This is a genomic window from Thalassospira sp. MCCC 1A02898, assembly GCF_001618185.1.
Classification (GTDB): domain Bacteria; phylum Pseudomonadota; class Alphaproteobacteria; order Rhodospirillales; family Thalassospiraceae; genus Thalassospira; species Thalassospira tepidiphila.
This window is the reverse complement of sequence record NZ_LPXK01000009.1, coordinates 66841-79130: the sequence shown is the minus strand read 5'-3', so window position 1 is coordinate 79130 and position 12290 is coordinate 66841. Positions and strand designations below refer to the sequence as shown.

Annotated in this window: 13 protein-coding genes; 6 read left to right on the top strand and 7 right to left on the bottom strand. The window is 55.5% G+C overall.

The features are described from left to right. Positions 1–314: 314 nt before the first annotated feature. From AUQ41_RS07065 to AUQ41_RS07045, 5 genes are all read left to right on the top strand, one after another. Positions 315–1922 carry an ABC transporter substrate-binding protein gene (locus AUQ41_RS07065; protein ID WP_063087351.1) on the top strand — a complete coding sequence of 536 codons (1608 nt, stop codon included), beginning with the start codon at positions 315–317 and terminating at the stop codon, positions 1920–1922. 116 nt (positions 1923–2038) lie between these two features. Next, positions 2039–3049, top strand: a complete 1011-nt coding sequence (locus AUQ41_RS07060; RefSeq protein WP_063087349.1) for an ABC transporter permease subunit — start codon at positions 2039–2041, stop codon at positions 3047–3049. A 13-nt stretch (positions 3050–3062) separates the two neighbouring features. Further along, positions 3063–3998, top strand: a complete 936-nt coding sequence (locus AUQ41_RS07055; protein ID WP_063087347.1) for an ABC transporter permease subunit — start codon at positions 3063–3065, stop codon at positions 3996–3998. Positions 3999–4001: 3 nt separating this feature from the next. Then, positions 4002–5015, top strand: a complete 1014-nt coding sequence (dppD, locus tag AUQ41_RS07050; RefSeq protein WP_063087345.1) for a dipeptide ABC transporter ATP-binding protein — start codon at positions 4002–4004, stop codon at positions 5013–5015. After that, positions 5015–6010: a peptide ABC transporter ATP-binding protein gene (locus tag AUQ41_RS07045; protein WP_008891559.1), complete on the top strand. Its 996-nt coding sequence runs from the start codon at positions 5015–5017 to the stop codon at positions 6008–6010. Before dppD ends, AUQ41_RS07045 begins: the two co-directional genes overlap by 1 nt. 113 nt (positions 6011–6123) lie before the next feature. On the opposite strand, the gene AUQ41_RS07040 is transcribed toward AUQ41_RS07045, so the two are convergent. From AUQ41_RS07040 to AUQ41_RS21040, 7 genes are all read right to left on the bottom strand, one after another. Beyond that, complete coding sequence (locus tag AUQ41_RS07040) at positions 6124–6771, bottom strand: LysE family translocator (RefSeq protein ID WP_063087343.1); 648 nt, start codon at positions 6769–6771, stop codon at positions 6124–6126. 78 nt (positions 6772–6849) lie between these two features. Continuing rightward, positions 6850–7353 (bottom strand): cupin domain-containing protein, encoded by a 504-nt coding sequence (locus AUQ41_RS07035; RefSeq protein ID WP_063087341.1) that lies wholly within the window; start codon positions 7351–7353, stop codon positions 6850–6852. A gap of 101 nt (positions 7354–7454) precedes the next feature. After that, entirely contained in the window at positions 7455–7952 is a 498-nt protein-coding gene (locus AUQ41_RS07030) for a copper chaperone PCu(A)C (protein ID WP_063087339.1), read from the bottom strand. A 75-nt stretch (positions 7953–8027) separates the two neighbouring features. Then, the gene (locus AUQ41_RS07025) at positions 8028–8501 is read right to left on the bottom strand and encodes a DUF2946 family protein (RefSeq protein WP_063087337.1); all 474 of its coding nucleotides are present in this window, start codon (positions 8499–8501) and stop codon (positions 8028–8030) included. Between the two features lie 155 nt (positions 8502–8656). Continuing rightward, entirely contained in the window at positions 8657–10054 is a 1398-nt protein-coding gene (fumC, locus tag AUQ41_RS07020; protein ID WP_063087335.1) for a class II fumarate hydratase, read from the bottom strand. A 161-nt stretch (positions 10055–10215) separates the two neighbouring features. After that, entirely contained in the window at positions 10216–11061 is an 846-nt protein-coding gene (locus tag AUQ41_RS07015; protein WP_255356176.1) for a DeoR/GlpR family DNA-binding transcription regulator, read from the bottom strand. 75 nt (positions 11062–11136) lie between these two features. Next, complete coding sequence (locus AUQ41_RS21040) at positions 11137–11292, bottom strand: hypothetical protein (RefSeq protein ID WP_165374884.1); 156 nt, start codon at positions 11290–11292, stop codon at positions 11137–11139. Between AUQ41_RS21040 and phnD the strand changes: the two genes are divergently transcribed. Continuing rightward, on the top strand, positions 11291–12217 hold the full coding sequence (gene phnD, locus AUQ41_RS07010) for a phosphate/phosphite/phosphonate ABC transporter substrate-binding protein (RefSeq protein WP_232308326.1): 927 nt from the start codon (positions 11291–11293) through the stop codon (positions 12215–12217). The genes AUQ41_RS21040 and phnD overlap by 2 nt on opposite strands. Positions 12218–12290: the final 73 nt, after the last annotated feature.

The window sequence follows — 12290 nt, the reverse complement described above, 5'->3', positions numbered from 1 at the left end:
TACCGATTTCACCTGCCGAGCCTTGAAAAAAATGCACTGCTGCAATGATGAAACCGGACAGTGAATTTCATAAAAATAACAAATACTTGACTTAAATTCATCATTCGAACCTGCGGCCGCACTACGTAAAATCCCGCAGGAACCGTTGACGATACGCAGAAACCCTGATTACTTTCCCTCGTCGATTGCCAACATTCATACCTGTTGGATCGGGTAAACCTCGTCCGTTGCAAAATATGCTGTCAAACGTGACCGGATCAAATGTCACGCGGACAGCATTGATTTGCTCGGACCAGCCTTGAGGGAGGCATTTAATGAAAGCGAATTTCGTCAAAGTGGCACTTGGTGCAGGCCTGCTTGCAGCCACCGCACTTGCTGCTCCGACTGCCGCTTCGGCAAAAACCCTGGTATATTGCTCGGAAGGTAGCCCGGAAGGCTTCAACCCGCAGCTTTACACTGCAGGTACGACCTTCGATGCGTCTTCGCGTCAGGTCTTCAACCGCCTCGTACAGTTCAAGCGCGGTACCACCACCATCGTTCCGGGTCTTGCGACCAGCTGGGACGTTTCGGCTGATGGTCTGGAATATACCTTCAACCTGCGTGAAGGCGTGAAATTCCACACCACCGAAGACTTCACCCCGACCCGTGATTTCAATGCTGATGACGTGATCTTCACCTTCATGCGTCAGTTTGACACCGAGCACCCGTATCATGGTGTATCGGGCGGCGGTTACGAGTACTTCAACTCGATGTCGATGGGCGATCTGGTCAAGGACATCGTCAAGGTTGACGATCAAACCGTCAAATTCGTTCTGAACCGTCCGGAAGCACCGTTCATCGCCAACATGGCCATGGACTTCGCATCTGTTCTGTCGGCTGAATATGCTGACAAGATGATGGAAGCAGGCACCCCGGAAAATGTTGACCTGAACCCGGTCGGCACCGGTCCGTTCCAGCTCGTTGCCTATCAGAAAGATGCGGTTATCCGTTACAAAGCATTCCCGGAATACTGGGAAGGCAAAGCAGCAATCGATAACCTGATCTTCGCAATCACCCCGGACAGCACCGTTCGCTACCAGAAGCTGAAAGCTGGCGAATGTCATGTCATGCCGTTCCCGAACCCGGCCGATCTGGAAGAGATGGAAGCAGATGCCGACATCAACCTGATGAGCCAGGAAGGTCTGAACGTTGGCTATCTGGGCTACAACACCCAGAAAGAACCGTTCACCGACCCGAAAGTCCGTAAAGCACTGAACATGGCGATCAACAAAGACGCCATCATCGAAGGTGTTTATCAGGGTGCCGGTTCGGCTGCGAAAAACCCGCTCCCGCCGACCATCTGGTCTTACAACAACGACACCGTTGATGACCCGTATGATCCGGAAGCAGCCAAAGCCATGCTGGCAGAAGCTGGTTATCCGGACGGCTTCACCACCGACATCTGGGCGATGCCGGTTCAGCGTCCTTACAACCCGAACGCACGCCGTATGGCTGAACTCGTTCAGGCTGACTGGGCTGCAATTGGTGTGAACGCCGAGATCGTATCTTACGAATGGGGTGAATACCTTGATCGCACCAAAAAAGGTGAACAGGGTACCTTCATGCTCGGTTGGACCGGTGATAACGGTGACCCCGACAACTTCCTCGCAGTTCTTCTTGGCTGTGACGCAGTTGGCAGTGCGAACCGTGCACAGTGGTGCAACGAAGAGTTCGATAACCTGATTCAGCAGGCAAAAACCACCTCGGACGTTCTCGAGCGTACCCGTCTGTACGAAGAAGCTCAGCTGGTCTTCAAACGCGAAGCACCGTGGGCAACCATCGCACACTCGATCGTGTTCGAACCGATCCGCAGCGAAGTTGTTGACTACAAAATCGATCCGTTCGGTGGTCACATCTTCTATGGTGTAGATCTCGCTGAATAAGCGTATCAAAACCTGATCAGAGAGGCCCGGTTTTCCGGGCCTCTTTGCAATTTCGCAAAAGAGAGAGACGTCCGCCTGCATCCTTATGTGTGCGGACACAATAAAGGCCCGATGGCATGCTAGGATTCCTGTTTCGCCGTTTGGGGGACATCATCCCGACCTTCTTCGGTGTCACCCTTTTGGTATTCTTCCTGATCCGCCTCATTCCCAGTGATCCCATCCTGATGATGGCTGGTGAACGTGGTGTCGATGCTGAGCGATATGCAGAGCTTCAGGCTCAGTATGGTTTCGACCAGCCACTGATCGTTCAGTATTTCGATTATCTGATGGGCGTATTCCAAGGGGATCTTGGCAAATCCTTTGTCACCAAGAAACCTGTTTTGGACGAATTCCTGACCCTGTTCCCGGCAACGGTCGAACTTGCAGTCATGGGTATCCTGTTTGCCGTGATCCTTGGCATTCCGTTGGGGGTGCTTGCCGCCATTAATCGCGGGAAGTGGCTCGACCACCTGACAATGTCTGTATCCCTTACAGGCTACTCGATGCCGATTTTCTGGTGGGCGCTGCTTCTGATCATGTTCTTCTCGACCACCTTAGGCTGGACGCCGGTCTCGGGTCGAATATCGGTCATGTATTTCTTTGAGCCGGTGACCGGTTTCATGCTGATCGACAGCCTTTTGAGTGGTGAGAAAGGCGCTTTCACAAGTGCACTCAGCCATATGATCCTGCCTACCGTTGCGCTCGGCACTATTCCGATGGCGGTGATTGCGCGTATGACGCGCTCCTCGATGCTGGAAGTCCTGGGCGAAGAATATATCCGCGTTGCACGCGCCAAAGGTTTGGCACCGATGCGGGTAATCATGGTGCATGCGCTTCGCAATGCCCTGATCCCGGTGATCACGGTGATCGGCCTTCAGGTCGGCGTGCTGCTGGCTGGAGCAATCCTGACGGAGACGATTTTCTCTTGGCCGGGTATCGGTAAATGGATCATCGAAGCCATGAACCGTCGCGACTATCCGACCATTCAGGGTGGCATTTTGATGATTGCCTTCCTTGTGATGGCCGTGAACCTGATCGTTGACGTTCTGTACGGGATTATTAACCCCCGTATCCGTTACAAGCGCTAAGGAGAGCTGTGAGATGAGCGAGAACACCACCCCGTCCGCAGCACAGGCCTCAAACGTTGCCGAAGCAGCCGTTGAGCCCGTCGGCGCACCGCCGAGCCCGATGCGCGAAACTTGGGACTATTTCAAAAAGAACCGTGGTGCCTTTGCCGGTCTGATCGTCATTGCGGTCATTCTGTTTCTGGCCGTGACCGCACAATGGATCGCACCGTTCGATCCGGTGGCACAGGACCGTACCGCGTTTCTGAAACCGCCGATCTGGATGGAAGGTGCCGATCCCCGTTACATCCTTGGCACTGATGCGGTTGGCCGTGACATCCTGTCGCGCCTGATCCATGGCGCTCAGTTGTCGGTTTCGATCGGTGTCGTCGTCGTGATCCTGTCGATGATTGCCGGTATCGTGCTTGGTATGGTTGCCGGTTACTTCCGCGGCTGGATCGAAGTCGGCGTCATGCGCCTGATGGACATCATGCTGGCCCTGCCCAGCCTGATCATGGCACTTGCGATTGTTGCCATCCTCGGCCCGGGGCTTGAAAACGCGATGCTGGCCATCGCCATCGTCCAGTTGCCGCACTATGTGCGCCTGACCCGTGCATCGGTCGTATCCGAACTTAACAAAGAATATGTCATCGCATCGCAGATTGCCGGTGCCGGTCATGTCCGCCAGATGTTCGTCAATATTCTGCCGAACTGCATGGCACCGCTGATCGTGCAGGGCACGCTTGGTATTTCAAGTGCGATCCTTGACGCTGCTGCCCTTGGCTTCCTTGGCCTTGGCGCGCAGCCGCCGCTGCCGGAATGGGGCACCATGCTTTCTGAGGCCCGTGAATTTGTGGGCTCCGCTTGGTGGGTGATCACCTTCCCCGGCCTTTGCATCCTTGTCACCGTGCTTGCCTTCAACCTGATGGGTGATGGCCTGCGCGATGCCCTTGATCCCAAGATGAAACGGTAAGTCATGGCTCTTCTCGAAGTAAAAAACCTGACAGTCGAGTTCGGCTCCGAAGACAAGCCGTTTCGCGCTGTTGATTCCGTAAGCTATTCTGTTGATCGTGGCGAAGTCCTCGGCATCGTCGGGGAATCCGGTTCGGGTAAATCGGTTTCATCGCTTGCTGTGATGGGTCTGATCGATTTTCCCGGTCGCGTGACCGCGGATGCCCTGACCTTTGATGGTCAGGATCTGATCACCATGCCGGCAAAACGCCGCCGCGAAATCACCGGCAAAGACATTGCCATGATCTTTCAGGATCCGATGTCGGCGCTTAATCCGTGCTTCACGGTCGAAGCCCAGATCATGGAGGCCCTCAAGGTCCATGAGGGCGGCAACAAGAAGCAACGCCGTGAACGCACGCTTGATCTTTTAAACCAGGTCGGCATTCCCGATCCGAAGTCGCGCATGACCGCCTATCCGCATCAGCTGTCGGGCGGCATGAGCCAGCGTATTGTTATTGCCATGGCGATTGCGTGCAACCCGCGCCTTCTGATTGCCGACGAGCCGACCACGGCCCTTGATGTGACCATTCAGGCCCAGATCATCGACCTGTTGCTGAAACTGCAAGAAGACAGCGACATGGGCCTGATCCTGATCACCCATGATCTGGCACTGGTTTCCGAAGCCGCCAACCGCATTCAGGTGATGTATGCCGGTCAGCTGTTTGAAAGTGGCCCGGCTGACAGCATCTTTGCAGCCCCGCGCCATCCCTATACGCAGGCACTGCTCGAAGCGCTGCCGGAACGATCCGAAGGCCATGACCGTCTTCGCACCATCCCCGGCGTGGTTCCCGGTCAGTATGACCGCCCGCAGGGCTGCCTTCTGGCACCGCGTTGCCGTTATGCCAATGAACACTGCGTAAAAGCGCGCCCGGAGGTCACCGACTTCAATGGCCGGGATGTGCGTTGCTTCTATCCGCTAAATGATCAGGGCCAGCCGACCGGCCTGACCGCTGATACGACCACCGGGGAGACTGTGTAATGAGTTTTCTGGATACCAAACCCGGTGTTCCGCTTCTGGAATCCGATGATCTTGTCCGTCACTACGAGGTCAATCGCGGCTTTGGCAAACCCAGTGCCATGGTCAAGGCGCTTGATGGTGTTTCCTTTACGCTTGAATCGCAAAAGACCCTTGCGGTGGTCGGCGAGTCCGGCTGTGGCAAATCGACCCTTGGCCGTCAGTTAACCCTGATCGAAAAGCCGACCTCGGGCGCGCTGAAACTGAACGGTAATGCCGTTGGCAATCTGTCTGACAAGGAAGCCAAGCAGTTCCGCCGCACTGTTCAGATGATCTTCCAGAACCCGTATGGTTCGCTGAACCCGCGCAAAAAGGTTGGCCAGATCCTGGCCGAGCCAGTTCTTTTGAACATGGATAATCTTGGCCGCAAGGAACGTGAAGAACGCGTCCATGCCACCATGGCAAAGGTTGGCCTGCGTCCGGAATTCTATCAGCGTTATCCGCATATGTTTTCCGGTGGTCAGCGTCAGCGTATCGCGATTGCCCGTGCCCTGATCCTTGAACCGAAAGTCATCGTCGCGGACGAACCGGTATCGGCCCTTGATGTATCGGTGCAGGCACAGGTCCTGAACCTGATGATGGACCTGCAAGAAGAGATGAATGTCGCCTATGTTTTCATCTCGCATGATCTTTCTGTCGTCAGACATATTGCAGATGACGTCATGGTGATGTATCTCGGTCGCGTCGCTGAAAAGGGACCAACTGACGAGATCTTTGCCAAGCCGCTGCACCCCTATACACGGGCGCTTTTGGCGTCGGCACCAAAGATCGATCCGACACAACGTGTGAAGGCAGAACCGCTGACCGGCGAGTTGCCATCACCGATCAACCCGCCATCGGGCTGTGCGTTCCATAAACGCTGCCCGTTTGCGACCGAGGAATGCGCAAAAGTTCGCCCGGAACTGCGCAATTTCGAGGGCCGCGAAGTGGCGTGTCATCGGGTCGAAGAAATCGCCTGACAACAGGCGATCGCCCGGAAAGCCTAACAGCTATCCAGGTAGACAAGGGAGCAAGGGGGCGCGCTTTTTACAAAGCTGCGCCCCTGCGCATTTCTGAGGATATGTTGCCTGAATTAGGCCGTCGTACGTGACCGGTCGGTGAGTGCAAGCAAAACACCCGCCCCGACCAGAAGCGTGCCCGAAACACGGTTAAGCATCCGCATATGTCGGGCTGACTTGATCAGGCCCTTCACCTGCCCGCCCAACAATCCATAGGCCAGCAAAACGCTGGTTTCCATGGCAATGAATGTCACGCCCATGACGGTGAATTGCGGCCCGTATGCCACAGCCGGATCAAGGAATTGCGGGAAGAAGGCCGTAAAGATCAGGATCGCCTTGGGATTGCCAATCGCGGTCAGGAACTCGGTCTTGGCCAGATTAAACGGCCCCGGATTGATCATAAGCTCGACCGGGCCAGTTGTTTCATCACTGTCATTAACCTTGGCAAACCAGCTTTTAAGACCAATCCAGACCAGATAAACCGCGCCACCCCATTTGATCACAAGGAAGGCCGTTTCACTGGCGGCCAGCACAACACCAAGCCCGGCCGCAGTCACCACAATCATCAGGGCAAAGGCAACAATACGGCCAATCCCGCCAACGGCAGCAGACGATACGCCGTACCGCGCGCCATTAAACATCGCGAGAAGGTTATTGGGACCGGGCGCCATCGCCAACGCGATTGCCGCCCCGGCAAACAGAAGCCAGGTGTCGAGCTGCATGGGGCTATTCCTGTATTCCGGGGCTGGCGGCCACGCCAAACAACCCCAAGTTGGTGACGACGTACTTTCGCCTGAAAATCAGTCGCGCGTCAATGCCGCAATCAGCTCGGACGCGGCGGGCCATTTCGCCGTCAATGCCGCACGCTTGCCCATGGAGAAATCGGCAAAATCAAAACCCGGCGCAACAGTACAGCCCAAAAGCGCAAAATTGCCGCCGGGCTTAAGCCGCGCCCCCTGCCAGACATTTTTCGGCACCACCATTTGCGGTTTCTGCCCGGCCAGCAAATCCTTGCCGATCTCGACCCGCTTGTGCGTACCGTCCTCAAACAGCTGAAGCTGTTCGACGGCATCCCCGATATAGTGGTGGAAAATCTCGTCACTGGTCAGGATATGCATGCCTGAAAAAGTATCGGGTGTCAGAAGGTAATAGATCGCCGTTCCCGTGCTGCGTACACCCAGATACCGGTTACCGGGATTACAGGTTTCAAACGCCCTGAAGGTCTCGGCGTAATAGCCACCCTCGGGATGGGGTTGCAGGCCAAGCTTGGCGATCAGATCGTCAATAGTGATGTCGTCAGACATGATGGGCTCCCTGTAACCGACCGTTTTGGTTGCCCCATCATGACGAAAAAAGGGGGTCGGCGCAAACCTTCCCCCTTTGAATATTCGGCGGCCGCGCAACCTTAGTTGCTGTTCATTTTCATCTTGCCATGGCCATGCCCCATGCCAGCACCACCGTTCGGCCCCATCGCCATGGTGTTGAGAACATCAATGGTCACAGGCACATCACCGGCCTTCTCGAATTCCAGCGTGATGTCGATTTTCTCGCCTTCTTCAAGCGGCTTGCTCAGGCCAATGAACATGACGTGATAGCTGCCCGGTTTGAACTGCACAGAGCCATGCATCGGCACTTCAACACCGCCCTGAACTTGGCGCATCTTCATGACATTGTTTTCCATGATGTGGGTGTGAAGTTCGGTGCGTTCTGCAAGGTCACTGCGCACGCTAACAATGCGGTCGGCAGCCCCGGCATTCACAACATCAAAGAAGGCAGCACCATTGCGTACCATGCCCTTGGATGCCTTGGCCCAGGCATCCTTGACTTCGATATCGGCGGCAAACGCGTTGGTGACGATAAACAGCGACGCGATGGTCGCAACAATTGCAAAAAGCTTTTTCATGATATTCCATCCAGTAAGCAGCCTGCATCCGCAGGCCTGCGATTTCAGTAATCGTGTTTTGATCAGTCTTTGAAATCAGATGGAAACCGGGGGTGCCCGCGAATGGCGACCGCGCGGGATGTCATTGACCGCGACAAAGACAATCGCCTTGGCATAGCTGACATCATGAATGACCGGCACTGGCGCGACATAGGGCAAATCAATCGCCGCCATCGCCCCGTGATGGTTCGCACAAAGCGGGCAAAACGCATGGGCCGGCATTTCGTCAGCCTGACCGGACGCAGTCGATGCCACGACACCTTGAAGCGTATCAGCAGATACGAGCTTGATACCAGCCGGGGTGCAAATCAGAACGTAATCACCACCCGGCGCGATTTCCGCCGCGGATGCGGTTGCAATACCGGTGGCCTGCCCGCTGAGCAATGCCGACACAAGTCCGGACTGGGTGACACCCGCAAACAGGATAACAAACGCTATCAGCCATGTCTGAACGACACGGCGCAGGGAAATCCCACCTGAACGGCGGTTATGGCGTTTGCACGTGATCATGGGTTGGATATGCCCGATTTAAACCACACCTGCAATGACATTGATCATTGCACGGGGGCTGTTTTGCCCAAGCGTCTTCACACTTTTCATGATGCGGAAACATCAAGGCCGGGCGCGATACCCGGCCTTGTTTTTCGATGCTTTAAGACATCACATCAGATCATGTCGCGGGCCTGAACCAGCTCATCAAAGCGATCCCCATCAAGGAAACCAAGCGCGATGCAGGCTTCCTTCAGGCTGCTGCGTTCCTTGTGCGCCTTTTTGGCCACGGCCGCCGCATTGTCATAGCCAATATGCGGTGCCAAGGCGGTCACCAGCATCAGGCTTTGTTCGACATAGTGCGCAATCTTTTCCTGATCGGCCTCAAGCCCGGCAATGCAGTTATCGGCAAAGCTGACCGATGCATCGGCAATCAGGCGGATGGATTGCAGAAGGTTATAAATGATCACCGGCTTGAACACGTTAAGGTCCAGATGACCGTTCGAACCACCCACCGTCACCGCAACATGATTGCCCATCACCTGCGCGCAGACCATGGTCAATGCCTCGGCCTGGGTCGGGTTGACCTTGCCCGGCATGATCGAGGATCCCGGTTCGTTGGCGGGCAGGACAAGCTCACCCAAACCGCAACGCGGCCCGGAACCAAGCAGACGGATATCATTGCCGATTTTCATCAGCGACGTCGCCAGAACATTCATGACACCCGACATCTCAACACAGGCGTCATGGGCGGCCAGTGCTTCGAACTTGTTTTCCGCCGTTTTAAACTCAAGACCGGTGATCTTTGACACCTGTTTGGCAAACTCAACGTCAAAGCCATCCGGCGCATTCAGCCCGGTCCCAAGCGCGGTGCCCCCTTGTGCCAGCTTGCGTAGGCGTTTAAGCGCATCGTCGATCCGATCCAGCCCGAGTGCGATTTGCGCGGCATAACCGGAAAATTCCTGCCCCAAGGTCAGGGGAACCGCATCCTGCATATGGGTGCGGCCGATTTTGACGATATCGCCAAATGCTTCGACCTTGGCATCCAGGGTCGTGCGCAGGTGCTTAAGGGCGGGCTTGAGCTTCTCCTCAATCTCCACCACGGCGGCGATATGCATGGCAGCCGGGAAGCTGTCATTCGATGACTGGCCGCGATTAACGTGGTCATTGGGATGGACCGGTTCGCGCTTGCCCATCGGCTTGCCCAAAATCTCGCACGCCCGGTTGGCGATGACTTCATTGGCATTCATGTTGGTCTGGGTACCCGATCCGGTCTGCCAGACCACCAATGGGAAGTGATCCAAAAGCTTGCCTTCGGCCACTTCGGATGCGGCGGCCTCGATCGCCTTGGCCAGTTCCGGATCAAGGTTATCAAGGGCGGCATTGGCGCGCGCCGCGGCCAGTTTTTGAACCCCGAACGCCTTGATCAGGGCATCTGGCATGCGTTCACCGCCAATGCGGAAATTCTGTCTGGATCGCTGGGTTTGCGCCCCCCAATACCGATCAGAAGGCACATCAATTTCGCCCATGGTGTCCTGTTCGGTACGGGTGGTCACTGGATTGGTCACGATCATAATCCTCCGTGTCAGAAACAAACTGACCGGGGCGGGAACCCGGCATTCAACACAATAACGCGCTGTGCCGGGAAATATGGTTTGGAATCAGGACGAACGCAAACTCAACCGCGACCAAATTGCGGTTTGACGGATCTATTTATCGGTTCAGGCCAGTCGGTTCATGCCAGACCATGTTTTTCATCACACCACGCCAAAAACCGTATTCCAGCCCGTTCAAGCTGGGATGCGAATTCCGGTTCGGGTCTGCGATCCGTGATGATGCCGGTAAGGGCCTCAAGCGGGGCGACATTTTCCAGGTAGCGTTGATCAAACTTCGTATGATCAACCATCAGCCAGGTTTCGTCTGATCGTTCCATCATCGCGCGTTTAACGGCCACCGCCCGGCGGTTAACGTCACTAAAGCCCTGCCGGGAAATGCCCGACGCCCCGATAAAGGCAATGTTGGCATGAAAACGGCGCAGATATTCAACGGTATCGTTGCCATAGACCGCGTTTTCCCGACGGTCAAACTGGCCCGGACACATTAAAACATCATCGTGATCGGCAAGTTCGGCCATGCCATGCACCACCGCATAGCAATTGGTCAGAAACGTACGCGGCAGTTTTGTCGTGCGGGCCGCCAGAAACGGCGCAATCTGGGCCACGGTTGATCCGGCATCAATCATTGCCACATCGCCGGACCGCACCATGTCAGCCGCCAGCATGCCAATCCGTTCAAACCCGGCCACGGCCGATAACTGGCGTTCTGCCAGATCGGGCTGATGGCCCATGGGCCGCGCCGATGCGCCGCCGAACTCGCGTTTGATCAATCCATCGCGGCTCAGCGCGTCAAGATCACGACGGATGGTTTCGGTTGCAACATCGAATCGCTCTGCAAGTGTGGCAACTCTCACATGAGGGTGAACCTGTAACTCTTGTAAAATACGACGCTGCCGCTCTTTTTTTCCCAAACGCAAAGCCACATCCCCCTCAATTATGGCCGGTTTTGTGCCAATAGCGCGCATCTTAGCAACCCTGATCGAAACCTTTTGTTACAGTTTTGTGTTGATTTTCCAACTTTTTCAAATTCATAATGTTGATTAAAGCAACAATAAAAACAACAAAACCACATTCAAAAACGGCGGAAAGCCGTCATTCACAGGGAAGAAAGGTTCGAAAACAGTGTTTTCAATTCCGAAAAAAACCGACAGTTTAAAGCTCACCACCCTCCTTGCCGCAATCGGCATGGTCGGCATGGCTTCCACCCCGGCCGCAGCGGCAGATGACTGCATCGCACGCGGCGATCTTGACCCGATGTATTGCGACATGGACGGCGACCTTGTTGCCGATGCCCCGCCCGCAGACCAGCAGGTCGATCCGGACACCCTTGTCTTTGCATATACCCCGGTCGAAGACCCGGCGGTTTATGCCGATATCTGGGACCCGTTCCTGCAGCATCTTGAAGAAGTCACCGGCAAGGACGTTCACTTCTTTGCCGTTCAGTCGAACTCGGCAGAAGTCGAAGCCATGCGTTCAGGCCGTCTGCACGTTGCCGGCTTCTCGACCGGCCCGACCCCGTTTGCCGTCAACCTTGCCGGCGCGGTTCCGTTCGCCCTGATGGGTGCGGATGATGGCCGCTTTGGTTACACGCTTCAGCTCTACACCCGTGTAGACAGCGGCATTGATACCCCGGCTGATCTTAAGGGCAAACGCGTTGCCCATACCTCGCCGACCTCGAACTCGGGCAACCTTGCACCGCGTGCACTGCTTCCGGGTCAGGGCATCGTTCCGGAACAGGATTACGAAGTTGTCTATTCCGGTTCGCACGATCAATCGATCCTTGGCGTTGTCGCCGGTGACTATGACGCCGCCCCGGTGGCGTCCGAAGTTGTTGAACGTATGGCCCAGCGTGATCTCTATGATCCGAACGAAGTCAAAATCATCTATGAAAGCAAGCCTTTCCCGACCACTTCGTTCAACTATGCCTACAACCTGAAGCCGGAACTGGTCGAAAAGATCAAGGAAGCCTTCTTTACCTTTGACATGAAGGGCACCGCCCTTGGTGAAGAATTCAAGGGTGTGTCGAAGTTCCTGCCGATCACCTATCAGGAAGACTGGGCGGTTATCCGCGAAATTCAGGCTGCCAACGGTGTGAAATACACCCCGGATAACCTGAAGTAATTCCTGATTTTCCAATCGATCCGAACTTTGCAGGGCCTGCCTTGGCAGGCCCTGTGCCACCCATTTCATTCGG

Excerpts from the sequence above, each read along its gene's own strand:
- AUQ41_RS07065 (WP_063087351.1), top strand. The coding sequence starts at position 315 with ATGAAAGCGAATTTCGTCAAAGTGGCACTTGGTGCAGGCCTGCTTGCA.
- AUQ41_RS07060 (WP_063087349.1), top strand. The coding sequence starts at position 2,039 with ATGCTAGGATTCCTGTTTCGCCGTTTGGGGGACATCATCCCGACCTTC.
- AUQ41_RS07055 (WP_063087347.1), top strand. The coding sequence starts at position 3,063 with ATGAGCGAGAACACCACCCCGTCCGCAGCACAGGCCTCAAACGTTGCC.
- dppD (WP_063087345.1), top strand. The coding sequence starts at position 4,002 with ATGGCTCTTCTCGAAGTAAAAAACCTGACAGTCGAGTTCGGCTCCGAA.
- AUQ41_RS07045 (WP_008891559.1), top strand. The coding sequence starts at position 5,015 with ATGAGTTTTCTGGATACCAAACCCGGTGTTCCGCTTCTGGAATCCGAT.
- AUQ41_RS07040 (WP_063087343.1), bottom strand. The coding sequence starts at position 6,771 with ATGCAGCTCGACACCTGGCTTCTGTTTGCCGGGGCGGCAATCGCGTTG.
- AUQ41_RS07035 (WP_063087341.1), bottom strand. The coding sequence starts at position 7,353 with ATGTCTGACGACATCACTATTGACGATCTGATCGCCAAGCTTGGCCTG.
- AUQ41_RS07030 (WP_063087339.1), bottom strand. The coding sequence starts at position 7,952 with ATGAAAAAGCTTTTTGCAATTGTTGCGACCATCGCGTCGCTGTTTATC.
- AUQ41_RS07025 (WP_063087337.1), bottom strand. The coding sequence starts at position 8,501 with ATGATCACGTGCAAACGCCATAACCGCCGTTCAGGTGGGATTTCCCTG.
- fumC (WP_063087335.1), bottom strand. The coding sequence starts at position 10,054 with ATGATCGTGACCAATCCAGTGACCACCCGTACCGAACAGGACACCATG.
- AUQ41_RS07015 (WP_255356176.1), bottom strand. The coding sequence starts at position 11,061 with ATGCGCGCTATTGGCACAAAACCGGCCATAATTGAGGGGGATGTGGCT.
- phnD (WP_232308326.1), top strand. The coding sequence starts at position 11,291 with ATGGCTTCCACCCCGGCCGCAGCGGCAGATGACTGCATCGCACGCGGC.
- AUQ41_RS21040 (WP_165374884.1), bottom strand. The coding sequence starts at position 11,292 with ATGCCGACCATGCCGATTGCGGCAAGGAGGGTGGTGAGCTTTAAACTG.